Here is a 25,161-nt window from a genome sequence, read left to right on the forward strand (position 1 = left end):
GCCCCAGAATCAAGGAAACGGGCCCCGGTTTCCCGAGACCCGTTTCCTGGTGTGTCCTGTCGCATCCACGCGTCTTCGGCGCGCTGGCCGTTTCACCGTCAGAGACTGCGCACCTGTGGCCTGTTGCGGGGCTGAGCAGAGATCATCAGATCGTGCAATGCCCAAACCAGCGCATCGAGGCGATCCGGACTGCCGGCGCCTTCCCAGCCGCGCATGGTCATCTGGACCAGTTGATCCTCCAACTGCCCGAGGCCGCGCAGATGCCGCACTCGCCCCTGTTCGTAAAGGGCTGCAACCGGTTCGGCGCGGGCGGCCTTGCCACGGGCGGCGCGAACCTTCTTCACCGGGGCCATGGGATCGACCTGATGGATCACCGCCTCCACAAGGTCGCCGCCCTGGTTGACCTCGGCCACGATCCGTTCCGCGCCATGGCGTTCCATCGCGGCAATCGCCGCCTCGGCCCATTGCATCGGCGAGGCGGCGCTGACGCTGGCGTCCTCGATCACATAGGCCCGCCAGTCCCGCGCATCACCCCGGCAGATCACCCCGGCGACGATGATCCCGCATTCATCCGATCCTTCGTGGCCGGTGACCGGAGGATCGACAGCAACGATCACACGGGTCAGTTCCGGCAGGGTGTCGACCTGCGCCGCAACCAGCATCGCCTCGGTCCAAAGCGCGCCTTCCGCGTCGCTCATCATGATCCCGTCAAGCTCCTGCCGCCCAAGCCGGGTCCCGGCATAGCGCGAGCGGACTTCCTCAAGAAAGCTTTCAGCCAGATTGGCCCGGTTCGCCTCGGTCGGGGCCTGGGTCACCGCGGTCGACGGACTGGCCAGAAGGGTCTTCAGCACCCCCACATTCCGCGGGGTGGTGGTTACGCAGACACGCGGATCATCGCCAAGCCGAAGCGCGAATTGCAGCATGTCCCAGGTGTCCTGCGCCTTCTTCCACTTCGCCAACTCGTCCAGCCAGGCGCCGTCGAATTGCGGCCCGCGCAGGACTTCGGGTTCATGGGCGGAATACACTTGCGCCTCGGCCCCATTGGGCCAGACAAGGCGCTTGCGGCTGGCCTGCCAGTCGGGGCGCCGGTCGGGCGGCGAACAGGCCATGATGCCACTGTCGCCAAAGATCATCACGTCGCGCACCTGATCGATGGTCTCCCCGACCAGCGCAATGCGGCGGCAGCGGCCCGGATCAAGCGGCCCGGCCCCTTCGACCTGGGCGCGCACCCATTCGGACCCGGCGCGGCTTTTCCCGGCGCCCCGCCCGCCCATGATGATCCATGTGCGCCAATCGCCCTCGGGGGGCAATTGGTGCGGCAGGGCCCAGAAATCGAACAAAAAAGGGAGAGCACGAAGCTCTCCCTCATCAAGTTCATCCAGAAACCGTTTCTGGACCTGTGCACCTGCGCAGGCGATCCAGGCGGCACCGGATCGAAGTCCTTGCGGCATCGAGGTCGAGATCTTCGCCTCCTGCGGGCCTTGCGCCCCTCCGCTGTCTACCTTCATCAAGCTTCGCCTCCATCTCCATTGCAAACCGGATCCAGTACCGGATTTCCCCGCACATCTTCGCGGTCTCCTTTACCGCGTCGGACTCCCCTGCGCGCAGCCTGCCCTGCAGCGCCTTCAGATCATCCGTAATGTCGAGCACCTGTCGTTCAATCGTCTCAATCGTGTCACGCAACCGGGTGTCTTCTTTGTTGGACATCGTTTTTGTTTTTGTCATTGTCGCTCTGCCTCGTGCGATTGTTGTCCCCGATCGAGCAAAATGAAAAAACGGCCACGGGATTTCTCCCGGACCGTTCGCCCACTTCTTCCAGCATGTCACAAAAGGTGCCAGAGACCGTTCGCTCTGTCAAATCCCCCCCTCGGGCGCGATGGGTATGAAAATCTTAAGGATTTTCCCCACCCGACACCCAAGAGGTTGATCTGAAAGGTTACTGGTTGGCGTTCTGCTGTTCGATCTCGCGCCAGCGCGCGACATTCCGGTTATGTTCGGCCAGCGTCTCGGCAAAGGCGTGACCGCCCGACCCGTCCGCGACGAAGTATACGAAATCCGTCTGCGCCGGGTGCACCGCCGCTTCGATGGCTGCACGCCCGGGGTTGGCAATGGGTCCTGGCGGCAGACCGTCGATGATATAGGTGTTGTAGGGGGTCGGACGGCTTAGCTCGCTGGCGCGCAGGCCACGATCCAGCACGCCTTCGCCATTGGTTACCCCGTAGATCACCGTCGGGTCGGTCTGCAGACGCATGCTGCGCTTCAGCCGGTTCTCGAAGACGCTGGCAACCATCGTGCGTTCCGCGGCCAGCGCCGTTTCCTTTTCGATGATCGACGCCATGGTCAGCACCTCTTCGGGGCTGGCCAATGGCAGGTCGGGATCACGTTCTTCCCAGGCCTGCGCAAGGATCACGCTTTGGCGGCTGACCATCTTGTCGATCAGCGCCTGGCGGTCGTCGCCCCGTTCGATGCTGTAGCTGTCCGGAGCCAGCGTGCCCTCGGCGGGAAGATCCGCGATATCTCCGGTCAGAATATCGGCTTGGTTCAAAACCTGAACCACCTGCCACGAGGTCACACCTTCTGCCATGACGACCTGAAACCGCGTGTCGGAATCTTCCAGCAAGTTGGTGAAGATTTCCGGCTCCGCCCCATCACCGGGGGTGAAGCGCGCCTGTTCCTCGAACCGGTTGCTGGCCGGGTCGAGTTCGCGCACCAGAACGTCGGACGTCCGCACGCCGACACGCCAGATAACTTCGGTGCCGCAGGTATTCGCGCCGCCACGGGTCACGATATCGACAATCTCGGCCATCGAGGCGCCGGCAGGAACGCGGAACGCCCCTGCCTTCAGATCATCGGCTTTCTCGGCGTAATCGGCCCCGACCCGCAAAAGCGTGCCGCTGCTGATCGCGCCGTTCGATGCCAGGTCATCGCTGACCCCGCGCATGTTTTCACCGGGCGCGACCCGAACGCAGATTGCCTCGGCCAGCGGCCCCGGAGCACGGTATTCCCGTTTGCCCCAAAGAACCGCCCCCGCCAGAAGCACCCCCGCGACGATCAGTATCGAAAACCCGTTCGAAGCGATGGAGCGCCACATTCAGCGGGCCTTTCCGAAGATCAGGCTGGCATTGGTGCCGCCGAAACCGAAGGAATTCGACAGGACATAATTTATCTCGCGTTCGTGCTTGGCCTTGGGGGCCAGGAACACCTTTGAAGAGATTGCCGGATTGTCGAGATTGATCGTCGGCGGAGCAACCTGGTCACGGATCGCCAGGATCGAGAAGATCGCCTCGATCGCGCCCGCCGCACCCAGAAGGTGCCCCGTGGCGGATTTGGTCGAGGACATGGTGACCTTGCTCGCGTGATCGCCCATCAGGCGTTCAACGGCGCCCAGTTCGATCGTGTCGGCCATGGTCGACGTCCCATGGGCATTGACGTAGTCGATATCTTCGGGCGTCAGATCCGCGCGTTTCAGCGCCATCTCCATGCAGCGCCGCGCACCATCGCCATCCTCGGACGGGGCCGTGATGTGGTAGGCATCGCCCGACAAGCCATAGCCGAGGTATTCACCATAGATCTTGGCGCCACGCGCCACGGCGTGATCGTAATCTTCCAGCACCACGATGCCGGCGCCTTCGCCCATCACGAAACCGTCGCGGTCCTCGTCATAGGGGCGGCTCGCTTCTTCCGGGCAATCGGTGCGTTTGGTCGACAGCGCCTTGCAAGCGTTGAAGCCGGCGATGCCGATCCGGCAGATCGCCGCCTCTGCGCCACCGGCGACCATCACGTCCGCGTCGCCCCATTGGATCAGCCGGGCGGCGTCCCCGATAGCATGGGCGCCGGTCGAACAGGCCGTGACAACGGAATGGTTCGGACCGCGGAAGCCGTACTTGATCGAAACCTGACCCGAGATCAGGTTGATCAGGGCACCGGGAACGAAGAAGGGGCTGACCCGGCGGGGGCCTTTTTCTTCCATCATCACGGCGGTATTTGCGATCGAGTTCAGCCCGCCGATACCCGAGCCGATCAGCACGCCGGTGCGCGCCTGATTTTCGGCATCGGTGGGTTTCCAGCCGGAATCCTCGACCGCCTGCAGAGCAGCCGCATAGCCGAACTGGATGAAGGTATCGACCTTGCGCTGTTCTTTCGGCGCCATCCAGTCATCGGCATTGAACGTACCGTCGCTGCCATCGCCACGGGGCACTTCGCAGGCGTAATTGGTGGTCAGCCCGTCGGTATCGAACTGTGTGATCCGGCCCGCGCCGGAGTGACCGTCGAGGATCCGTTTCCAGCTTTCTTCGACACCAGTGGCCAGGGGGGTGACCAGCCCAAGGCCGGTAACGACAACACGACGCATATACTGTCCCTTTGTTCTCTGCTTGCTTGCTCATACCCGAGGGGGCGTATCGGGGGCAAGACTTGGCGCTTTGCGCCATGTGGATCGGCGGGCATTCCGCCGCAGACTACATGGGGGCGCTGCCCCCGAGCGGCAAGCCGCTCTCCCCCGGGATATTTCCGACAGGGAAACATGAATTTGTTCGGCAATCGGCGCGGCCGCCCGGAAAACGGGAAAGGCCCCTGCCGTTCGGGCAAGGGCCTTTCATACGCGATTCCGGCAAGCCCGTCTTGGCGGACCAAGCCGGGAATGCGGTTCAGGCGGCTTCGGAGATGAATTTCACCGCGTCGCCGAACGTCTGGATGTTCTCGGCGGCGTCATCGGGAATCTCGATGCCGAATTCTTCTTCGAAGGCCATGACCAACTCGACGGTGTCGAGGCTGTCTGCGCCCAGATCGTCGATGAACGAGGCGTTCTCGGTCACTTTTTCTTCTTCCACGCCGAGATGCTCGACAACGATTTTCTTCACGCGTTCTGCAACATCGCTCATAGGTAATCCCCTCACGTCACATGGGCTTCTCGGCCCGGTTTTGCCTCGCCCCTGCGGGCTGCTTGTTCTGCCCTTTCGGGCTGCTCGACCTCGCGGCATGCGAGGCGCGGGGGCTTGTCGGTAAGGACCGCCCCCGCAGATCTGCGCCGCCTATAGCATATGCTTGGCAAGAGGCAAACGCTTTCACGACTTGGCCCATGCATGGCGCGATTGCAAGATGCGCAGATCGGCTTTCCCCCGCCATCCCCTTAGGTCGCTTGGCCTTTTCGCCGAAAAAACAGGTCGGGTATGGATTTTCCAGCCATTCAAGGCAGGTGTCGCCGCAGAACGCCGATGGCATCTTCCAAGGGCAAGGCCCCGCCAGATCGCGACCGCGAATCCGCTCTCAGAGCATCGCCATGCCGCCGTTCACATGTATCGTCGCGCCGGTGACATAGGCAGCCTCCGGGCTCGCCAGATAAAGAACCGCTGCCGCGATTTCCTCGGGAGTGCCCATGCGCCCCGCCGGGATCTGGGAATCGATCTTTGCCTTCTGGTCGTCGCTAAGCTTTTCGGTCATGGCGGTCGCAATGAAACCCGGCGCCACGCAGTTGGCGGTGATCCCCCGGCTGGCGACCTCATAGGCTATGGATTTGGTCATCCCTACCATGCCGGCTTTGGACGCGGCATAGTTCACCTGACCGGGGTTTCCAGTCGACCCGACGATCGAGGAAATATTCACCACCCGCCCCCAACGCGCCTTCATCATCGGACGCATGACGCCACGACACAGGCGCATCGTCGACGTCAGGTTCACGTCCAGCACGCTTTGCCAATCCTCGTCGCTCATCCGCATGAACAGCTGATCGCGGGTAATCCCGGCATTGTTCACCAGGATGTCGATCCCCCCCATCGCCGCGATAGCGGCTTTTGGAAGGGCATCGACTGCGTCAGGATCAGACAGGTTGCAAGGCAGCACATATGCGCGCTCGCCCAGGTCCGCCGCCAATGCTTCCAGTGGTGCTTCCCGAGTCCCCGACAACCCCACCGCGGCCCCGGCCCCATGCAGAGCCTTCGCAATCGCCCCGCCAATGCCGCCACTTGCGCCCGTGATCAGCGCCCTTTTTCCGGTCAGATCGAACATCTTCCAGTTCCCTCGCTCTTGTTCAGGCAGCCCCGTCCTGCCCGTTTCCCTGTTGGAAATATCCCGGGGGAGTCGCGCAGATGCGCGACGGGGGCAGCGCCCCCTTACCTTGTTTCAGCCCGCGACCACGTTCGCGACGTCTTCCGGTGCACCGATCTGGCGGCACAGGATACTGCGCTCGATCCGCCGCACCATGCCCGAAAGCGCCTTACCGGCTCCGATCTCCCAGATTTCCGAGACACCCTGCCCGGCCATCCACGCGACGCTTTCGCGCCAGCGGACGGAGCCTGTGACCTGCTCGACCAACAACGCCTTGATTTCTTCCGGATCGTTGACGGCTTGGGCACGCACATTGGCAACCAGAGGCACGGCGGGGGAAGAAAAGCGGACATTGGCCAGCGCTTCGGCCATCACCTCGGCGGCGGGCTGCATAAGGGCACAATGGAAAGGGGCGGACACCGGCAGCAGCAACGCCCTTTTGGCACCACGCCCCTTGGCGATCTCGACCGCACGTTCGACGGCTTCCTTGTGGCCCGAAACCACGACCTGGCCCGGATCATTGTCATTGGCCGCCTGGCAGACCTGCCCTTCGGCAGCTGCTTCGGCGACTTCCGTGACCGTGGCGAAATCCAGCCCAAGCAGGGCTGCCATGGCCCCGACACCCACCGGAACCGCCTCCTGCATCGCCGAACCACGAATCCGCAGAAGCCGTGCAGCATCTCCAACGCTCAGCGCGCCGGCGGCGGCCAGCGCCGAATATTCCCCCAACGAATGCCCGGCCACGAAAGCCGCGTCTGTGACCGAAACCCCTTCGACCTCAAGCGCGCGCATCGCAGCAAGCGAGGTCGCCATCAGCGCCGGTTGGGCGTTCCGCGTCAGGGTCAGCGCATCCTGGTCGCCTTCCCAGATCAGACTGCTGAGGCTTTCGCCAAGGGCTTCATCCACCTCGTCGAAGACGGCCTTCGCAGCCGGATAGGTCCGGGCCAGGTCGCGACCCATCCCGATGGTCTGGGCGCCCTGCCCGGGAAAAACGAATGCGCGGCTCATGAAATGCTCCCTCAGGTCGATTGCAGGCGGAATATCCAAAGCGGCGGCATATGGCAATGGATCGGGCTCGCAGCATAAGGAGCGGACCGGGCGATCAGCAACGGTCACGAACGGCCCCCCGCATAGCCCGGACCGGGCGCGTCCCCGCACCTTCCCGGTGCGATCCCGGCAGGCAGCAGGCAGATACCCTTGCCAGCCTCGCCGAGGCCGTGTAAGGCAGCACTTCCTTCCGCAAGTTCGCTTTCATCGCGCAGCCTCTCGTGGACGGGTCGCGGAAGGATCGACCCTCCTATGAAATGCGCCTCGACAGAAACAGGAGTGCACATGCCGCTTTACGAGCATGTCTTCATCGCGCGCCAGGACCTTTCCAACGCGCAGGCCGAAGGCCTCATCGAACATTTCGGCACCGTCCTCGCGGACAACGGCGGCTCGCTCGTCGACAGCGAGTACTGGGGTGTCAAGACGATGGCCTACAAGATCAACAAGAACCGCAAGGGTCACTACTCCTTCCTGCGTTCGGACGCCCCGGCGACCGCGATCCAGGAAATGGAACGCCTGATGCGCCTGCATGACGACGTGATGCGCGTCCTGACCATCAAGGTCGACGAGCACGCCGAGGGCCCCTCGGTCCAGATGCAGAAACGTGACGAACGCGACGACCGCCGTCGCGAGCGCCGCTGATCTTAGCCCAGGAAAGGACATAACACATGGCCACGAAACCATTTTTCCGCCGTCGCAAGGTTTGCCCCTTCTCCGGCGACAACGCGCCGAAGATCGACTACAAGGACACGCGTCTGCTGCAACGCTACGTTTCCGAGCGCGGCAAGATCGTCCCGTCCCGCATCACCGCCGTCTCTGCAAAGAAGCAGCGTGAACTGTCCCGCGCCATCAAGCGCGCCCGGTTCCTCGCCCTGCTTCCCTACGCCGTCAAGTAAGGAGCACATCCCATGGAAGTCATCCTTCTCGAACGCGTCGCCAAACTGGGCCAGATGGGCGATATCGTCTCGGTCAAACCCGGGTTCGCGCGCAACTACCTGCTGCTGCAAGGCAAGGCGCTGACCGCCTCGAAAGAGAACATCGCGCAGTTCGAAGTGCAGAAAGCCCAACTTGAAGCCAACAACCTCGAAACCCGCAAGGAAGCCGAGGCCCTGGGCGAAAAGCTGGACGGTCAGAAGTTCGTCGTGATTCGCGCCGCCTCCGATGGCGGCAACCTTTACGGCTCCGTTTCGCCGCGTGACGTTGCAACCGTCGCCACCGAAAACGGCTACACCGTCGAGCGCAAGCAGGTCATCATCCCGCAGCCGATCAAGGACCTTGGTCTGCACGAAGCGAATGTGACCCTGCACCCCGAGGTCATCGTCACCGTGATCCTCAACGTCGCACGGACCCCGGAAGAAGCCGAAGTTCAGGCTGCCGGCAAATCCATCCAGGAGCTTGCCGCCGAGGAAGAAGCCGCTGCGGAGTTCGAGATCTCCGAACTCTTCGACGACATCGGCTCTGCCGCGTCGGACGACGAAGACGGCGCACCGCTGGAAACCGCGGACGAAGACGAAGACTGAGCTTCGGTTCAGCGCTGAAAAGACTTAGGCCGCGTCCCCTCGGGGGCGCGGCTTTTTCGTTGCCCCCGGGGGTGCCGCAGGTCGCAAGGCCGCCCCGGCAAACGGCCAGGCAGTGGTGGCTTTTTCACAATCATGACGTGAACTGACTTTCAGCCGACACGCAAAAGTGAAACACTGGCGGCATTTCACCAGGCCCCTGCCGCCTGCCCCTTTCGGAGCCTTGCCGATGACCGTTTTGACCTCGCGACGCCTCGCGGCCTGCGCCTGTCTCGTCTTGCTGACGGGTCCCCTTGGAGCGGCTGCACAGGAAAAGCTGGATGACGACCCGACCAAGGTCGCCACCAAGATGGGGGTCAAGTACACGGACGAATTCTCCGTCTCGGGCTCCCTTGCCTTCGGACCGGTCACCAAGATCAATGCGCAGGTGTCCGAAAGCGGCCATTGGCAGTTCGGGGGCTCCTACCTGTTTTCCTTCGGGATCGTGAACGTGAACGCTGGCCGCGACGACCTGGATAACGGGGTGTCGCAGGTGCATTACGCGATCGGAAGTTTCCTTCCCCTGTCCGCGCTTGGCCTGCAGACGGGCAGTTGGCAGCTATTCACCGCTTTCGGGTACAATTACACGGACAGCGATGTGCCGGTTTACGATTACACGCTGAACGACATGATCACGATGCCGGTGACGAACAGCAGCGGCTATCTAGGGCTGATGGCACTGAAACCGATCAGCACCAAGGTGACCCTGCAGGGCGGGTTGATCGCCATCCGCGGCACCGACGATTATTCAGGCCTCGGCGGCGGCATCGGCGCAACATATCAGGTGACGGACCGGGACGGGATAACCCTGTCGGGCAGTTATTTCGACAACAGCTACGGCACGAAAGACCAGGTGGCGATCAGCTATCGGCACGAATTCTGACGCGTATCAGGCCCCATATTTGCCCCCCCGACGTGAAAAAGGCCGCCCCAAGGGGCGGCCTTTCTTTCTGATCCGAAGGACCTGAACCTATTCGTCTTCCAGGGCTTCAACAGCTTTTTCAAGCTCTTCCTTGGAGATTTCCTTTTCACTTACATCCGCAAGTTCGAAGACGTAGTCGACAACCTTGTCTTCGAAGATCGGCGCCCGCAGCTGCTGTTGCATCTGCTGGTTCTGCTGCACGAATTCAAAGAACTGACGTTCCTGACCGGGATACTGACGCGCCTGGTTCATGACCGCCTGGGTCATTTCGGCGTCGGTGACCTCGACTTCGGCCTTCTGACCCAGTTCGGCCAGCAGAAGCCCCAGTTTCACCCGGCGCACGGCCAGCTTCACATGCTCTTCGGTCGGCTCGACCTTGGCGTGGTCATGCCCTTCGACTTCGGGGTTTTCCTCGTGCCACAGCTGATGTGCGATCTGGCTGGCTTCGGCATCCACCAGGCTCGGCGGCAGGTCGAAGGTCACGACCTCGTCCAGCCGGTCCAGCAGGTGACGCTTCATAACGGCACGGGCCGCGCCGGCGTATTCCGCTTCCAGACGCTCGGTGATCTGCGTGCGCAGAGCGGCCAGATCTTCAGCGCCGAACTTCTTGGCCAGTTCGTCGTCGATCTCGGCGGCCCTGGGCGATTTGACTGCCTTGATGGTGCAATCGAACACGGCCGGTTTGCCCGCCAGGTTCTCGGCACCGTATTCCTCGGGGAAGGTGACCTCGACAGCCTTTTCTTCACCGGCTGTGACGCCCTTCAGCTGATCCTCGAAACCGGGGATGAAGCTGTTGGAACCCAGCACGAGGGGGTAATCCTCGGCAGAGCCGCCTTCGAAGACTTCGCCGTCGACCTTGCCGACGAAATCGAAGACGACCTGGTCGCCCTCTTCTGCTTCGCCGTCTTTCTCTTCGAAGTCCTGGGCGGTTTCGGCCAGGTTCTTGAGCGCGTCGTCGACCGAAGCCTCATCGGCCTTGGCAACCAGCTTCTCGAGCGAGATCGCCTTCAGGTCGACATCCGGCATCGTCGGCAGCGCTTCGTAGGACATCTTGACGACGACATCGTCGCCCTCTTTCCAGGTCTCGCCATCGACCATGGTGACCTCGGGCTGAACCGCCGGGCGGTCGCCGCTGTCTTCGAAATGCTTGTTCATGGCGCCGTCGATGGTTTCCTGCATCGCTTCGCCGACCAGACGCTGGCCGAATTGCTTCTTAAGCAGGGCCATCGGCACCTTGCCCTTGCGGAAGCCCTTCATCTCGACATCAGGCTGCGCTTCGGCGAGCTTCTCGTTCACTTTCACGTCGAGCTCATCCGCCGAGACGGTGATCGTGTAGCCGCGCTTCAGGCCCTCATTCAGGGTTTCGGTGACCTGCATCCTAGCTTGTCCTTCCATTCCGGGGGCCGCTGCTTGGCGGCCAGCAAAATCAGACGCCCTTCTAAGCGCAGTACCCCCGCCACGCAAGGCGGATTAATGCGGATTTCAGCCTGAAAAGCGGAAAACCCCGTGCCTTGCCCCGCTGCGCCGCACCCCGCCGGTCAAACCCCTGTCGGTCATGGTCCTCACGATAGACCTGGGCCCGTGCCACCCGGGCCTTCAGCCCTGCCGCCCCGCGCCGGACAGCACACGGGATGCGTGTAAAGCATTTTCCAAACCTGACCGTTCAGGGGGCAGTTCGTGCAAATTCAACAACTTGCAGGGCCAGTAGGACCAAGGTCCAACTATCAGCCCCCCTCGGGACAGCGCAATATGCCCCTGAAATCAGCGGCACCCTCAACCGCGCTGAGATCTCCTCTTTCCGCCCGCCCCCCGTACGGTCGGCATTCAATTTCGAAAGTCGCGAAAAAGCTGACCACTCCCAGCCAAGACATCTACCTTGCAGACGCAGATACCTGGAATTTCCGGAGACTACAGATGACGAAGACCCTTACTTCTGTTGCGGCCCTGTTTGTTCTGGCTGGCGCCGCTGGCGCGCAAACCCTGCCGTCCTGGAACGACAGCGCGTCCCGCGACGCGATCATCAGCTTTGTCGATGCAGTCACCGAAGAAGGTGGCCAGAATTTCGTTCCCGAAGCGGACCGGATCGCGGTTTTCGACAATGACGGCACGCTCTGGACCGAACAGCCTGTCTATTTCCAGGCGATCTACGCGCTGGACCAGGTCAAGGCACGGGGCGCAGAAGACCCCTCTCTGCTGACTTCCGATGTGCTGAAGGCCGCCGCAGCCGGAGATCTGGAAACGGTTCTGGCCAGCGGCATGGACGGCGTGCTGGAGGTCATCAACTTCAGCCACTCCAACGTCACGGTCGCGGATTTCAAGGCCAGCGCCCATGATTGGATGACCAGCGCAACCCATCCGCAATCGGGCATGGCCTACGCCGAGATGACCTATCAGCCAATGGTCGAACTGCTGGAATATCTGCGCGAAGAAGGTTTTGCGACCTATATCGTCTCGGGCGGCGGCATTGATTTCATCCGCGCGATTTCGCAGGACGCCTATGGCATCCCGCCCCAGCAGGTCGTGGGCAGCGAAGGCACCACCCATTACGAAGTCATCGACGGCACCCCCACCCTGATGAAGGACGGCGGGCTCAGCTTCAACGACGACAAGGACGGCAAGCCGGTCGGAATCGAACGCTTCATCGGCAAGCGCCCGATCTTTGCGGCCGGCAATTCCGATGGCGATTTCCAGATGCTGGAATGGACCAGCGCCGGCGAAGGCCCCAGCCTTGGCATGCTGGTGCATCACACGGACGACACACGCGAATACGCCTATGACCGCGAAGGTCATATCGGCGTCTTGAACATGGGACTCGACGAAGCCGAAGCTCGCGGCTGGGTTATCGTCGATATGGCTCAGGACTGGTCTGCCATCTGGACAGGTCAGGACTGACGCCAAGGAGCGGGTCTCGTCACATCCCCAATTGATGAGACCCGCGTACCTTTTTGCATGTCCCCTCGGGGACATGCGTTTCCGGCGCATTGATCCGGAGACCAGAGCGAAAAAACCAAAGCTTGTATGTGTTTCCCGCTCCTTGGGCCTATGGACGCTCCGAGGTCTCGCCTTGTGCGGGTGAAGCGACCCGAACGGCTCTGTGCCCTCCCCGTGGACGCAAATGAAATGACGCGTCGCCATCATTTCCTCGGCGTTTCCTCGGCGTTTCCGGACCCTCGGAATTCCGGCGCCCATGTCGCGATGCTGCCCAGCACGAAGCCCTGGCGTCGGATCATCTCGTCGACCTCGGCCATGACCGTTTTGGTTTCGGACCGTCGCAAGCCGTATCCCCACGTGCCGACGCAATGGTTTACCCCGGTGGACCGGGCGCGGCGGATCACTCCACGCGCATTGCCTCGGTCTCGATGGTGATCTGCACCTCGTCGCCGACCAGCCCGTTGTCGACGCCGTAGCGCATGCCGAAGTCGCTGCGCCTGACGCTGCCGCGCGCCGACAGGCCCAGCACAAAGCGCTTGTGGCCAAAGGGATAGGCCTCGGCCTTGTTCAGCGTCACCTCCAGGGTCAGCGGTCTGCTTTCTCCCAGCAGGGTCAGGGTGCCCTCGACCGTGCCGGAGTTGTCACCCTTCGGGGTGCCGCCATCGGCGGTGAAGGTCATCACCGGATGCGCGGAGACGTTCAGGAAATCGCCGCTGCGCAGGTGCTGGTCGCGCGCCTCGTTCAAGGTGATCACGGTGTCAGTCCTGACCCGGACTTTCAGGTCCGACAGCGCCTGCGTGTCCATGTCGTAGGTGAAAGCGCCCTCGATCCCGCTGAACAGGCCGAGCCTGCCGGCATACCCGGCGTGGGACACCAGAAAGGACACGGTAGTATGGCTCGGGTCGAGCTCGTAGCGGGCGGGGTCCGCCCGAGAGGGCGCCGCCAGCAGGACCAGGGAAGCCGAAAGCAGGAGGGTCTGTCGCATGTCCACTTCGCTCGCAGTGAGGGTACCGTACGAACGATAGCACGCGGGCGGCGCGGTACGAAGGGGTGTGAAAGCCACGGCTTCCTTTGCATGATCGTGCTGGTCCGTCCCCTCCTTGGCCGTTCCGGGCCGAGGCTTCCATGGCTCACCGCCTTCCACAACCAGATCCGTTCACCCGACAGTATCTCGGAAATGTGACCCGCGCGGTTTCCGCGGATTGACGCTCCGTCGCATCCATGGCCCGCCATGCGACCCCGAAACGCTTGACAGCGTGACCGCAAAGCTCACTTCATCTCCTATGGCAGGTTTCGCATATTTCCGTCTTCGCGCCCTCGACGGGCCGTTCTCCCGAGCGTTGGGATCGCCGCCGCGCAGCTTTCTGGCGGCGGTTCTGCTGTGTGTGCCTGCCGTGGGGCTGGGCGCGGCGGTCCTTTGCGCCACTGCGCCGACGCTCGCCGCAAACCTCGCCATTGCGCTGTTTCTGACCGCCTCGGCGCTGACCTACCCAGCCCTGCGCGGCACCTACCCCCATCCGGCTTTAGGCGCCTGCAACCTGATCACCACCCTGCGCATGGCCATGGTCTGCGTGTTGGGCGCAGCGGTCGCGCAGCCCGTGCCGCATGCCGTCCCGCTGTTCACACTGGCAATGGTCGCGCTGGCCCTCGATGGGGTCGACGGCTGGCTGGCGCGGCGGTCCGGTTTGGTGTCCGGCTTCGGCGCCCGCTTCGACATGGAGGTCGACGCCGCCCTTGCAGCCGTCCTCGCTCTGCTCCTGATCCGCATGGACGACGGAGGCATTGGGCCGACCGCCGCGCTGATGGTGCTGGGCGCGGCGCGCTACGCCTTCGTCGCGGCGGCGATGATGCTGCCCTGGCTGCGCCGCCCCCTGCCCTTCAGCCAGGCACGGCGCGCGATCTGCGTGGTCCAGATCGCCGCGCTGTCGCTGTTGCTGCTGGTTGGCCCGGCTAGCCTTGCCGGCCGGATCGGCCTGACGCTCGCGGCGGCCTTGATCCTGTGGTCCTTCGGGCGCGACATCCTCTGGCTGTACCGTCGGCGCGGGCTGCACTGCGCGTGAGGGACAAGCGCAAACGGGACCTGGAGATGGCCCTCGGCGCAGTGGCGCTGTTTGGCGTGCTCGCCCTTCCGGGACGCCCCTCTCAATTGGTGCCCGGTGCGATCTGGGTCGTGCCCCTGGAACTGCCCGCCCTGCTGGGGATGATGCTGGCACTTGGCGCCTGGCCCCGGATCGCCCGGGTCGTCGCCTTGTGTCTGGTGGCCCTGCTGACCCTTCTGACCGCGCTCAAGGTGGCGGACCTCGTGACCTACGAGGCCTTCTCGCGCCCCTTCAACCCGGTTGTCGATCTGTTCATGTTTCCCGCTGCAATGAACCTGCTGACCGGCAGCCTGGGGCGGCCTCTGGCCCTTGTGGTCGCCGTGCTCGCGGGGCTGGCCGTGGGGCTGACCGGCTGGCTGATCTACCGCGCCCTGCGCGCGTGGTGCCTGCCCTCCGCGCGCCCTGGTGCCCGGATCGCAGCCTCGGTCGTGGCGCTGTTCGCCCTGGGATGGACGGCGCTGGCCTCCGGGCAAACGGTCGGCCTGACGGCGCGGGATCTCGACCCGCCGGGCGACGCAATGACCACGCGGCTGGCGCTGGCCCAGGCCCGGCGCGGCGCGGATGCCGCGCGAAAGCTGGCAGCGTACCGCGTCGCGGCGGCGCAGGATCCCTATGCCCGGGGCGAGACCCTGTTCGATCTGCTGGAGGGCCGGGACGTCGTGATCGTCTTCGTGGAAAGCTACGGCCGCACCAGTTTCGACAATCCGCTCTACCGCCCCACCCACGTGCCGACCCTGCAGGCGGCCGAGGACGCGCTGCGCGACAGCGGCCTTGCCATGGCAAGCGGCTGGCTGACCGCGCCGATCGCGGGCGGGCAAAGCTGGCTCGCCCATGGGACGCTGGCCTCGGGTCTGGCGACGGCGGACCAGGCACGCTACGCCGCCATGCTGGCCAGCCCCCGACAGACGCTGTTCCACCTCGCACGCGGGGCGGGGTACCGCACCGCCGCCGTGATGCCGGCGATCACCCTGCCCTGGCCCGAGGGGCCGATGCTGGGGTTCGAGACGATCCTGGACGCCGCCGACCTGCACTATGCCGGGCAGCCCTTCAATTGGGTCACCATGCCCGATCAGTATACGCTCGACGCCTATCCCGACCTGCTGGGGGACGATCCGCGGCCCGATTTCCTGCAGATCGCCCTGATCTCGTCGCACGCGCCCTGGGTGCCGGTGCCGCAGATGGTCGATTGGGCCAGGGTGGGCGATGGCAGGATCTTTGACCGCTGGGCGACCTCGGGCGATCCGCCCCGGGTGGTCTGGAAAGACCGCGACCGGGTGCGTGACCAGTATCGCCAGGCCATCGACTACGCGCTGCAGGCCGCCTTCTCCTTCGCCGCGCGGCAGGGCGGCGCAAACGCCCCGCTGATGATCGTACTGGGCGACCATCCCCCGGCGGCCTTCGTGTCCCAGATCGACGGCAAGGACGTACCGGTCCACATCATCGGGCCGCCCGAGGTGCTGGCGCGGCTGGACGCCTGGGGCCTGAAGGAGGGGCTTGTCCCGGACGAGACAGCACCTGTCTGGCCCATGGAGGACTTCCGCGACCGCTTCATCACAGCCTACACCTCGACCCTCGCCGCGCAGGACGGGACATGAGCGCACGGCTCAAGACCCTGGCGCGGTTTGCCATGTCGGCGGCGCTGGTCGCGGGGGTACTTGTGGCCCTTGATGCCGGCGCAGCCTTGAAAAAGCTGTCCTCGGCGGATCCGCTGTGGCTCTTCGTCACGGCCCTTCTGCTGAGCGCGCAGACCTGGGCCATGGCCCTGCGCTGGCGGCTGGTGGCCGCGCGTCTCGGGGTGCAGATCGGGGCGGTGCGGGCGGTGACGGAATACTACCTTGCCCAAGCGGTGAACATGACCCTGCCCGGCGGGGTGCTGGGCGATGTCACCCGCGCCGCACGCAGCCGCGAAAGCGCCGGGCTTGGCCCCGCGGCCCTGGCCGTGGCGCTCGAGCGGTTGGCAGGGCAGATCGCCATGGGGACCATCCTTGGCTTGGGGTTCCTGCTCGCGCTGGTACTGCCGGGCGGCATGGCCTGGCCCCGGCCCATGGCGACGGGGATCAGCGCCGGCGTGCTGGTCGCCCTGTTGGCTGGCGTCGCCCTGCACCACATGGCACTGCGAAAGCCCGGCACCCGCGCGGCCCGCTTCGCCGCTGCCCTGTCGCGCGCGCTGTTCGCGCCGGACATCCGGGGACGCCAGATCGCCCTCGGACTGCTTGTCGCGGGGCTGAACCTCGCCGCCTTTGCCGCGGCCGCGCGGGCCACCGGTACCACGCTGCCGCCCGAGGCCTGGGTCACCCTGATCCCGCTGGTGCTGACGGCCATGGTCATCCCACTGTCCATCGGCGGCTGGGGCTGGCGCGAGGGGGCGGCGGCGGCGTTGTTCCCCATTGCCGGCGCCTCCGCCGAAGCGGGTGTCGCCGCCGCGCTGGCGTTCGGGCTGGTGCTTCTGGGGATCAGCCTGCCGGGCGCCCTGGTGCCCCTGCTGGCGCGACGCCGCTTGCCTGCGCCGGATCCCCCCCTAAGTTCAAAGACAGAAAAATTGTCCCGTTGTCAGGAGACCCCGCCGTGACCCATGCCAGTCCCGCGTACCGCCCCACCCTTACCCGCCGCCGCCTGCTGGGCACCGGCCTTGGCGCCGCGGTGCTGAGCCTTGGCGGGGGCCTGGCCCGTGCCCAAACCCGCGAGGTCGCGCTGCAACTTTCGTGGCTGCATTCGGTGCAGTTCGGCGGCAGTTATATCGCCAGGGACAAGGGCTATTGGACGGACCAGGGCCTGTCCGTCGCGTTGAACCCCGGCGGGCCGAACGCGCCGGTGGAGCCGCCCGTGGTGGCAGGCAACGCGCTGGTGGGCATTTCCGCCGCCGATTACACCGCCGCCGCCGTGGCGCAGGGCGCACCGTTCAAGATCATCGGCGTGGCGATGCAGAAGAACCCCTTCGTCATCGCCTCGCTTCCGGACAACCCGGTGAACGAACCGAAGGACCTCGAAGGCAAGCGCATCGGCATGGCGGTTGCGAACACCCCGGTGCTGCAAGCCCTGTGCAGTCTGAACGACGTCGACATCGACGCGATCGAAGTGGTGCCGACCCAATACGATGCCGCCCCGTTAGTGGCCGGCCAGGTCGATTGCCTGCTCTGCTGGGCGACGGACCTGCCCGTGGCCATGGCAATCCAGGGGATCGACAGCGTCACCATGCTGATGGCCGACCACGGGTACGCCGTCCATTCGCAGACCTACATCGCCACGCAGGACAGCATCGCCAACCGCCGCGACGACCTGATCGCCCTGCTGCGGGGCGAGGTTATGGGCTGGAACGACTACCACGCCGACCCCGCCGCCGCCGCCGCCCTGACGGTCGGAATGTTCCCCGATGCCGGCCTAGACCTGCAGACCCAGGAACTGCAGGCCGAACGCCAGGTGCCGCTGATGTTCTCGGACCTGACCGAGGAACACGGCTTCGGCTGGTTCACGGACGAAACTGTGGCCGCCAACGTCGAGACCCTCGCCCTGCTGGGGCGCGACGTCAGCCCCGACATGTGGGACCGGTCTCTGCTGCAGGACGTGCATGACGGGTAAGGACCACCCCCGTGGCGATGTCGTCTGCGACGGCGTATCGCACCGTTTCGACAGCCGGAACGGCGCGGTCGAGGCCCTGGGGCAGATCGACGTGACGCTGGAGGGCGGGCAGACAACCGCCCTGGTCGGCCCCTCGGGCTGCGGCAAATCCACCCTGCTGCGCCTGATCGCGGGACTGGACAGCCCCACCACGGGAACGGTGCACATCGGGGACGAGAGCCCCCGCGACCTGCGCCGCCGGGGCGCCTTGGCGATGGCGTTCCAGGATGCGTCCCTGCTGCCCTGGCGCACGTTGCGCAGCAACGTCGCGCTTGCCCTCGGCCTGTCGAGGCGCAGCCCCGATCCGGCGGCTGTGGACGCCATGATTGCCCGCGTCGGCCTTTCTGGGTTCGAGGCGCGGCGACCGGCTGAGCTGTCCGGCGGCATGCGCCAGCGCGCCGCCATCGCCCGCTGCCTCGTGGGGCGGCCCGAGCTGTTGCTGCTGGACGAGCCTTTCGGCGCGGTGGACGAGCTGACCCGCCGCCGCCTCAACCACGACCTACCGGCCCTTTGGCGGGAACGGGGCACCACGGCCCTGCTGGTCACCCATTCGATCACCGAGGCGGTGCTTCTTGCCGACCGCATCCTGGTCATGTCGCCCCGCCCGGCCCGGATCGTCGCCGACTTCGCGGTAAAGCTGCCCCGGCGCGAGGACCCCGGCACCGAGGACACCGACGCCGTCCGCACCCTGCGCGCCGAGGTCTCTGCCGCCCTGCTCGAAAGCGCCGACCAGCGGGTTGCCGCACAGTGATGCGCCGTTTCGCGACCTTCCCGGCGGTTAAGGCCCTGCCAGGCCTCCTCGCCGTTGTCGTCCTGTGGGAGATCGCCGCGCGGCTGAACGCCGGCAGCTTCGTCCTGGCCGGTCCGGGGGCGATTGCGGTCTACCTCTGGGACAATGCCGGGCTGCTGGGGCGGGCTTTGGCGGCCAGCCTTCACAGTGCCGCATGGGGGTTTTTATGGGGGAACCTGGCCGCCATGGCGCTTGCGGTTACGGTGGTGCTGGTGCCGCGCAGCGAGCGGCTGATCGGGACACTGGCGCTGATCGTCTTCTGCCTGCCACTGGTGGCGACGGGCCCGATCCTGCGGGTGCTGTTCGGCACCGGAGCGGGGCCGCAGATCACCCTTGCCGCGCTGGCCGTCTATTACACCACCTTCCTGCCGCTGGTCGTGGGGCTGCGCGCGGTGCCGCGGGGGTGGCTTGATCTTGTGGAAATCCACGGGCGGGGGCGGTTGTCGCAGATGATCCATGTCCGCGCGCCCGCTGCCTTGCCCTACCTGCTGGCCGGGTTCCAGATCGCCGCCCCCGCGGCGGTGCTGGGCGCGCTGGTGGGCGAGTTCACCGGGGCCGAGCGGGGCCTGGGCGTTCTGACCGTGCGCGCGATGAGGGCGATGGACGTCAATGCGACCTGGGCCGTGGCCATCCTGGCAGCCACCGTTTCGATCGCGGCCTACGGGGCGCTTGGCCTGCTCGCCCGGCGCCTCAGCCGCGCGGGCCCGGCGCTGCTTCTGGCGCCTCCCGGCGTGCCCACGGACCGGTCGCTCTGGTCCGGCGGCCTGTCGATGGCAGGCGTCGGGCTGGTGGCGGTTGTCCTGTGGCAAGGGGTCATGGACCTTTTCGATCTCAACACCTTCTTCGCCAAGCGACCCGGCGACGTCTTCGCCTTCCTCTTCACCGGGCCCGACGCTGCGGCCAACCGGGCCGTGCTGTTCGCGGCCTGCGGCGAGACCCTGACCTTTGCCTTGCCCGGCTACCTGGTCGGCCTTTTGCTGGGGGCGGCACTGGCCTGCGCCATCGTACTGGTGCCCGGGCTGGCCCACACGGCCCTGCCCGTATCGGTTGCGCTGCGCTCCATCCCGATCATCACGACGGCCCCGCTGATCGTGCTGGCCCTGGGGCGGGGCGCGACGGGCACCATCACCATCGTCGCCGTGATGATCTTTTTCCCCACCCTCGTGACCTGCCTTCAGGGCCTGCGCCAGACGCCGGGCCAGATCATCGACATTTTCGACACCTATGCCGCCGGGCGATGGCGCGTGCTGACCCTGGCGCGGCTTCCGGCCATGCTGCCCGCGTTCTTCGCCTCGGCCCGCATGGCGATCCCGGCCGCGATCCTGGCCGTGACCACCGCCGAATGGCTGGCGACCGGCAAGGGGATCGGCGCGCTGATGGCGCTTACCGCGTCAACCTCGGCCTACGGGATGCTTTGGAGCGCCGTCCTTCTGGTCGCGCTTGCCGCGGCCCTGGCCTATGGCGCCGTGGCGCGGATCGAGGCGCGGGTGCTGGCCGTCTTCGCGCCGGAACAGGGGGCGCGATGACACGGCTGTCGATCACCTTTGCAATTCCCGGCGACCGATACCAACGCACCGGCGGATACATCTACGAATCCCGCGTTCTCGACGCCCTGCGGGACCTAGGCCACGACGTCGAACACCTTGAATTGCCTGACGGCTTCCCCAACCCCACCCCGACAGAGCTGGCCGAGACCCGCGCCCTGCTGCGCGCCGTGTCCCCCGGGCGGATCCTGCTGCTGGACGGTTTCCTGCCCGGCTGCCTTGGGCCCGAGGGACTGACCGGGATTGAAGCGCCAATGGTCCCCATCATCCACCACCCCCTGGGCCTCGAGACCGGTCTGGACCCCGCCCGGGCCAGGCAGTTGCTGCGCGATGAAGCCGCAGGTCTGCGCCTGGTCCGACGCATCGTGGTGCCCAGCCCTCACACCGGCCTGCTGCTGACGCGGGACTTCGGAATCGACAGCGCGCTGATCGACATGGCCGCGCCGGGTTTCGACGCGCCCGAAGCGGCGCCCCGCCCGATCTCGCCACCCCTGATCCTGTCGGTGGGTCTGCTGGCACAGCGCAAGGGCCATGACGTCCTGCTGCGCGCGCTGGCCCAACTGGGCGATCTCGACTGGCAGGCCCGCATCGTCGGAGGTGTCCACGACCCTGCGCTGGCCAAGGCCCTGCACGGCCAGGCGCAAGACCCGGCGCTGCGCGGCCGTGTCACCTTCACCGGCCTGCTGAGCGACATCGAGGTCGATCGCGCCTACGCCGAGGCGTCCCTGTTTGCCCTCGCCACCCGTTTCGAGGGCTACGGGATCGTCTTCGGCGAGGCGATGCTGCGCGGCCTGCCCATCGTGACCTGCCGCGCCGGCGCCGTCCCCGACACTGTGGGCGAGGCCGCCGACCTGGTGCCCCCCGACGATCCCGAGGCCTTCGCCGCCGCCCTGCGCCGCAGTCTCACGGATCCCGCACACCGCGCCCGTCGCGCCCACGCATCACGCACTGTCGGGGCCGCACTGCCCTTGTGGCAGGACACCGCCCGCAGCATCGCGCAAACGCTGGCCGTGGCGCAGGGCGATGCAGGCGGCAAATCGGTTTGACCGACTGAGAAGCGGTGGCCCAAAACGACAAGCTGCGAACCTCGTTCTTGACGTCTGCTTTCATGACACCTTCACGCATTTGGAAGCGCCATGAGACAAGTGCGTCTCGGGGGCGTCACGGATTGTCGACGGGGACATCACGGGGGCATCCATCCACGCACAAATCGTTTGATGGCCGAGGCTCGCCTTTCCCCGAGTGGACTTAACCGAAACCTCCCGGGTCGGGTAGTCGAGCGCGGTGTAACCGTTCGAGACGGCAATGCGGACCTGGCGTGCGGCGACCAGAGCCACCCTGAAAACTCTGACGAAGAGCGGGCCGCACCCTGCGGCGAAGTCACCGACACGGCCGATCGGCATCCGACAGGTTCAGAAGGCCAACGAAAGTCTTCGTGATGCGATTGGAGTGTTTCACGGCGAGGATCGCCCTGTGCCTCACAGATCGCACTACACCGCGGCCAAGACGTTGGCCGATGCGGGTGTCGACATTTCCGACATTCAAGCGGTGGCTGGGCACAAGACACTTGAAACGGCTCAAAAACATGCCTCTGGCGCAGACCAGAAGAATGCATCCAAATGCGATCAGCAGAAGCGGAACCGAAACAAGGAGAAATCCGAAAAGCGCAAGACAAACTGCGAAACCGTTCCGGGACCGCAGTGGCAAGCTAGGCAGACTCGAGAGAATGATCAAAATTCCAATGTGGTGCGGGTGAAGGGACTCGAACCCCCACGCCATAGGCGCCAGAACCTAAATCTGGTGCGTCTACCAATTCCGCCACACCCGCAACACGCCGTGGGTCTGTCGCCCGCCGCGCAAGGCGGTTAGTAGCAAAGCCCCCGCCCCGATAGAAGCCATAATCGGCAGGCAGGACGCATAACTTCCGGCATGAGCCGGCAAAGGGCCGAAAGGCCCTGTATGACTATTTTCCACCCGACTACGCCACGGGGATGCGCAGCCCCGGAACTTTCCGATGGACGGGATCTTCAAAACCTCCGTTTTCGGGTCAATTCCGCTGCTCTCATGGGGTCTGTTCCATGGCGGTTCCTGGTCCGGTGGCAGTTCGAAGGGTCGTTACCGCCTTGCCACCTGCACGGATTGCCTGCCGGTACCGCCGTCCTGACGCCGGCGGGCGAGCGCCCCTTCGAAACCCTCGCCCTCGGGGACCGCATCATCACCCTTGGCACCGCGGTCCTGCGGAGCATTTCGCGCCACCAGATCACCTGCCTTGCCGTGCGCTTTTCCTGCTGTCAGGAGCGACGCATGCGGGCCGTGATCCTGCCCTGCCGGGAACCAGTCCTCGTGCGAAACCGGCGCAACCTCGCAAGCCGAACCAAGCCGAGGCCGCCCCATCCCCTTGCCATGCTGACACCGACAGTGGATCGGGTCGACGACGTCCGAGCCCATGGCCTTGGCCATCTCGACGTCACGGTGCTTCGATGGCGCTTTGCGCGGGATCAAATCATCCATGCCTCCGGGCTGGAACTGCTTGCCTCGGACGACTGAAGCGCCCTCAGCACGGCCGGGATCGCCTCTGGCAGGTCCTCGGAGATCAGACCGGGACCATAGCCGCGTGCGGCCTCGACATGCAGCCAGGCAGCCATTCCTACGGCATCGAACGGCGCGAATCCGCGGGCCAGCATCCCGGTTACCAGACCGGCAAGAACATCGCCCGTGCCGGCCGTGGCAAGCCAGGGGGCTGCGCGGCCCCTCAGCGCGGCGTGGATTCGCACCCGTCCGTCCGGAGCGGCGATGACGCTGGTGGGACCTTTCAACAGCACCACGGCGCCGGACCGACGCGCCGCGTCCCGGACAGCGTCCAGACGCGAATAGGCCGGGCCATGCGGCGGCGTCCCCCGCAAGCGCGCGGCAAGGTCCGGGAAAAGCCGGGCAAATTCGCCATCATGCGGCGTCAGCACCGCCGCGCCGGAGCCGATGGCCGCGAACAAGGTGGCGGGCGCCTTTGCGAAAGCCGACAGCGCGTCGGCGTCCAGCACCACCCCCCGCCCCGCGGCAAGGGCCTCAGGCACCAGCGCTGCCGCGCGGTCCAGCCCCATGCCCGGCCCGAGGCACAGCGCATTGATCCGGCGATCCTGCAACAGCGCTTCCAGTGCCGGGGCGTCTTCCACATCGCGCATCATAAGCGCAGTGATCGTGGCGGCGACCTCGGGCCGGGCCGCCATGGGCACCCCAAGCGTCACGAGACCCGCACCAATGCGCAGCGCCGCCCGCGCCGCCAGTCGCGCCGCGCCCGTTGCCCCGGTCCCACCACTGACCACCAAAGCATGTCCATTGCCGTACTTGTGGCCTTCGACCGCCTTGATGGCGGCCGGAGAGGCCAAATCGCGCTCGACCAACTCCGCAGGGACCTTCGAGGGCAGATCGGGCCAATCAGGCTGCCCGCTCGGCAGACCGATATCAACCACCTTCAGCGCCCCGCCGGCCTGAGCGCCATTGGCCAGGAAATGTCCCGGCTTCGGGCGGTGAAACGTGACCGTGAGATCCACCTGAAGGGAGGCTGCCGCGGTCTTTTCGTCCCCAAGGACCCGCCCCGAATCCGCGCAGATGCCCGACAGGATATCCACTGCTACCCGGTTGCGCGCGCGCGCCAAGGCCGCGTTCAGGCTGGCCGTCACCTCTGGTGCCAGACCGCGCCGCAATCCGGTGCCGAACAGGGCATCCACGACAAGATCCACCGTCGCATCCCTGTCTGGTTCAACCGAAAAAGGCCACGTTTGCCCGATATCACACCACTGCCGGTAATTTTCGGCTGCATCGCCGCGCAACCGCCCCGGATCGCCCAGAAGACGCAGGTGAATGTTCCATCCGCGCTTGGCCAGCAGGCGCGCCACGACGAATCCATCCCCCCCATTGTTTCCGGGTCCACAAAGGATCTCGGCCCGCCGCTGCCCGTCTTGCAGGTCAGGCCAACGGGCCAAACAGGCGCTGACAACACCGCCCCCTGCGGCCTCCATCAGGTCCGCCCCGGTGACCACCCCAGAAGCCATCGCCACAGCCTCGCAGGACTGCATTTCCGATCCGGTCAGCACCGCTGACATGGTTTTTTCATTATGCATAAATTTCGGGCTTCCAGCAAATTTTTTACGCAGCATTTTCACGCGGCCTCTAGCCTCCGCGCGGGGTTTCACATTACTCAATTGTGAGTGCGCTGCGAAAGTGGTCTGACCGGACTGACGTTACTGCGAGGAGTTTCCGATGAAAAAAATCGAAGCGATCATCAAGCCGTTCAAGCTTGATGAAGTCAAGGAGGCGCTTCAGGACGTGGGCGTTCAGGGGCTCTCGGTCATCGAGGTCAAGGGTTTCGGCCGTCAAAAGGGCCATACCGAACTCTATCGCGGCGCCGAATATGTTGTCGACTTCCTGCCGAAGGTGAAAATCGAGGCAGTGCTGGACGACGACCAGGTGGATAGCGCGATTCAGGCCATCATCGATGCTGCCAAGACCGAGAAGATCGGTGACGGCAAGATCTTTGTGTCGCCGATCGAGACTGCTATCCGTATCCGTACCGGTGAAACCGGCACGGACGCACTCTAATCAACACCCCTTACAGGGT

Annotated in this window: 24 protein-coding genes and 1 tRNA gene; 14 read left to right on the top strand and 11 right to left on the bottom strand. The window is 65.1% G+C overall.

Annotated features, from left to right (window positions below):
* Nucleotides 1-98 precede the first annotated feature (98 nt).
* The 7 genes from PSAL_RS05820 to fabD all read right to left on the bottom strand — a co-directional run bounded on the left by PSAL_RS05820 (nucleotide 99) and on the right by fabD (nucleotide 7,050).
* Complete coding sequence (locus PSAL_RS05820; protein ID WP_119840818.1) at nucleotides 99-1,451, bottom strand: DNA-packaging protein; 1,353 nt, start codon at nucleotides 1,449-1,451, stop codon at nucleotides 99-101.
* On the bottom strand, nucleotides 1,375-1,707 hold the full coding sequence (locus PSAL_RS05825) for a hypothetical protein (RefSeq protein WP_196941943.1): 333 nt from the start codon (nucleotides 1,705-1,707) through the stop codon (nucleotides 1,375-1,377). The genes PSAL_RS05820 and PSAL_RS05825 overlap by 77 nt, the downstream gene beginning before the upstream one ends.
* 229 nt (nucleotides 1,708-1,936) lie before the next feature.
* Nucleotides 1,937-3,091, bottom strand: coding sequence for an endolytic transglycosylase MltG (gene mltG / locus PSAL_RS05830; RefSeq protein ID WP_119840774.1), 1,155 nt, complete (start codon nucleotides 3,089-3,091; stop codon nucleotides 1,937-1,939).
* A complete protein-coding gene (gene fabF, locus PSAL_RS05835; RefSeq protein WP_119840775.1) occupies nucleotides 3,092-4,351 on the bottom strand; it encodes a beta-ketoacyl-ACP synthase II in 1,260 nt (419 codons plus the stop codon). It lies immediately after the preceding gene.
* Nucleotides 4,352-4,646: 295 nt separating this feature from the next.
* Entirely contained in the window at nucleotides 4,647-4,880 is a 234-nt protein-coding gene (locus PSAL_RS05840; protein WP_119840776.1) for an acyl carrier protein, read from the bottom strand.
* A gap of 385 nt (nucleotides 4,881-5,265) precedes the next feature.
* Nucleotides 5,266-6,003, bottom strand: a complete 738-nt coding sequence (gene fabG / locus PSAL_RS05845; protein WP_119840777.1) for a 3-oxoacyl-[acyl-carrier-protein] reductase — start codon at nucleotides 6,001-6,003, stop codon at nucleotides 5,266-5,268.
* A 114-nt stretch (nucleotides 6,004-6,117) separates the two neighbouring features.
* On the bottom strand, nucleotides 6,118-7,050 hold the full coding sequence (fabD, locus tag PSAL_RS05850) for an ACP S-malonyltransferase (protein ID WP_119840778.1): 933 nt from the start codon (nucleotides 7,048-7,050) through the stop codon (nucleotides 6,118-6,120).
* Between the two features lie 324 nt (nucleotides 7,051-7,374).
* Between fabD and rpsF the strand changes: the two genes are divergently transcribed.
* The 4 genes from rpsF (at nucleotide 7,375) to PSAL_RS05870 (ending at nucleotide 9,528) form a co-directional block, all read left to right on the top strand.
* A complete protein-coding gene (gene rpsF / locus PSAL_RS05855) occupies nucleotides 7,375-7,731 on the top strand; it encodes a 30S ribosomal protein S6 (protein WP_119840779.1) in 357 nt (118 codons plus the stop codon).
* 26 nt (nucleotides 7,732-7,757) lie between these two features.
* The gene (gene rpsR, locus PSAL_RS05860; protein ID WP_119840780.1) at nucleotides 7,758-7,985 is read left to right on the top strand and encodes a 30S ribosomal protein S18; all 228 of its coding nucleotides are present in this window, start codon (nucleotides 7,758-7,760) and stop codon (nucleotides 7,983-7,985) included.
* Nucleotides 7,986-7,997: 12 nt separating this feature from the next.
* Nucleotides 7,998-8,609, top strand: coding sequence for a 50S ribosomal protein L9 (rplI, locus tag PSAL_RS05865; protein WP_119840781.1), 612 nt, complete (start codon nucleotides 7,998-8,000; stop codon nucleotides 8,607-8,609).
* 226 nt (nucleotides 8,610-8,835) lie between these two features.
* A complete protein-coding gene (locus PSAL_RS05870) occupies nucleotides 8,836-9,528 on the top strand; it encodes a hypothetical protein (RefSeq protein ID WP_119840782.1) in 693 nt (230 codons plus the stop codon).
* A gap of 87 nt (nucleotides 9,529-9,615) precedes the next feature.
* Here the strand turns inward: PSAL_RS05870 and tig are convergent, their stop codons facing one another.
* Complete coding sequence (gene tig, locus PSAL_RS05875; protein WP_119840783.1) at nucleotides 9,616-10,944, bottom strand: trigger factor; 1,329 nt, start codon at nucleotides 10,942-10,944, stop codon at nucleotides 9,616-9,618.
* Nucleotides 10,945-11,481: 537 nt separating this feature from the next.
* Between tig and PSAL_RS05880 the strand changes: the two genes are divergently transcribed.
* A complete protein-coding gene (locus tag PSAL_RS05880; protein WP_119840784.1) occupies nucleotides 11,482-12,459 on the top strand; it encodes an HAD family hydrolase in 978 nt (325 codons plus the stop codon).
* Nucleotides 12,460-12,898: 439 nt separating this feature from the next.
* Here PSAL_RS05880 and PSAL_RS05885 read toward each other — a convergent pair whose 3' ends face one another.
* Complete coding sequence (locus tag PSAL_RS05885) at nucleotides 12,899-13,483, bottom strand: YceI family protein (RefSeq protein ID WP_119840785.1); 585 nt, start codon at nucleotides 13,481-13,483, stop codon at nucleotides 12,899-12,901.
* 298 nt (nucleotides 13,484-13,781) lie between these two features.
* Here PSAL_RS05885 and PSAL_RS05890 point away from each other — a divergent pair, with 298 nt between their 5' ends.
* The 7 genes from PSAL_RS05890 to PSAL_RS05920 are packed head-to-tail and all read left to right on the top strand — an operon-like array spanning nucleotide 13,782 to nucleotide 21,592.
* On the top strand, nucleotides 13,782-14,558 hold the full coding sequence (locus PSAL_RS05890; protein ID WP_119840786.1) for a CDP-alcohol phosphatidyltransferase family protein: 777 nt from the start codon (nucleotides 13,782-13,784) through the stop codon (nucleotides 14,556-14,558).
* A 26-nt stretch (nucleotides 14,559-14,584) separates the two neighbouring features.
* Entirely contained in the window at nucleotides 14,585-16,192 is a 1,608-nt protein-coding gene (locus PSAL_RS05895; protein ID WP_119840787.1) for a sulfatase-like hydrolase/transferase, read from the top strand.
* Nucleotides 16,189-17,166, top strand: coding sequence for a lysylphosphatidylglycerol synthase transmembrane domain-containing protein (locus tag PSAL_RS05900; protein WP_231388629.1), 978 nt, complete (start codon nucleotides 16,189-16,191; stop codon nucleotides 17,164-17,166). The genes PSAL_RS05895 and PSAL_RS05900 overlap by 4 nt, the downstream gene beginning before the upstream one ends.
* Nucleotides 17,145-18,173 (top strand): ABC transporter substrate-binding protein, encoded by a 1,029-nt coding sequence (locus PSAL_RS05905; protein ID WP_408004202.1) that lies wholly within the window; start codon nucleotides 17,145-17,147, stop codon nucleotides 18,171-18,173. Before PSAL_RS05900 ends, PSAL_RS05905 begins: the two co-directional genes overlap by 22 nt.
* The gene (locus tag PSAL_RS05910; protein WP_119840789.1) at nucleotides 18,163-18,963 is read left to right on the top strand and encodes an ABC transporter ATP-binding protein; all 801 of its coding nucleotides are present in this window, start codon (nucleotides 18,163-18,165) and stop codon (nucleotides 18,961-18,963) included. Before PSAL_RS05905 ends, PSAL_RS05910 begins: the two co-directional genes overlap by 11 nt.
* Nucleotides 18,963-20,528, top strand: a complete 1,566-nt coding sequence (locus tag PSAL_RS05915) for an ABC transporter permease (protein WP_119840790.1) — start codon at nucleotides 18,963-18,965, stop codon at nucleotides 20,526-20,528. The genes PSAL_RS05910 and PSAL_RS05915 overlap by 1 nt, the downstream gene beginning before the upstream one ends.
* Entirely contained in the window at nucleotides 20,525-21,592 is a 1,068-nt protein-coding gene (locus PSAL_RS05920; RefSeq protein ID WP_196222890.1) for a glycosyltransferase family 4 protein, read from the top strand. The genes PSAL_RS05915 and PSAL_RS05920 overlap by 4 nt, the downstream gene beginning before the upstream one ends.
* A gap of 698 nt (nucleotides 21,593-22,290) precedes the next feature.
* Here the strand turns inward: PSAL_RS05920 and PSAL_RS05925 are convergent.
* Nucleotides 22,291-22,374, bottom strand: a tRNA-Leu gene (locus tag PSAL_RS05925).
* A gap of 311 nt (nucleotides 22,375-22,685) precedes the next feature.
* Here PSAL_RS05925 and PSAL_RS05930 point away from each other — a divergent pair.
* Nucleotides 22,686-23,093, top strand: a complete 408-nt coding sequence (locus tag PSAL_RS05930; protein WP_119840792.1) for a Hint domain-containing protein — start codon at nucleotides 22,686-22,688, stop codon at nucleotides 23,091-23,093.
* Here PSAL_RS05930 and PSAL_RS05935 read toward each other — a convergent pair.
* Nucleotides 23,045-24,646: an NAD(P)H-hydrate dehydratase gene (locus PSAL_RS05935; RefSeq protein WP_119840793.1), complete on the bottom strand. Its 1,602-nt coding sequence runs from the start codon at nucleotides 24,644-24,646 to the stop codon at nucleotides 23,045-23,047. The genes PSAL_RS05930 and PSAL_RS05935 overlap by 49 nt on opposite strands.
* A gap of 157 nt (nucleotides 24,647-24,803) precedes the next feature.
* On the opposite strand from PSAL_RS05935, the gene PSAL_RS05940 reads away from it, so the two are divergent.
* Complete coding sequence (locus PSAL_RS05940; protein ID WP_119840794.1) at nucleotides 24,804-25,142, top strand: P-II family nitrogen regulator; 339 nt, start codon at nucleotides 24,804-24,806, stop codon at nucleotides 25,140-25,142.
* Nucleotides 25,143-25,161: the final 19 nt, after the last annotated feature.

The sequence above is a fragment of the Pseudooceanicola algae genome (assembly GCF_003590145.2).
In the GTDB taxonomy this organism is placed as follows: domain Bacteria; phylum Pseudomonadota; class Alphaproteobacteria; order Rhodobacterales; family Rhodobacteraceae; genus Pseudooceanicola; species Pseudooceanicola algae.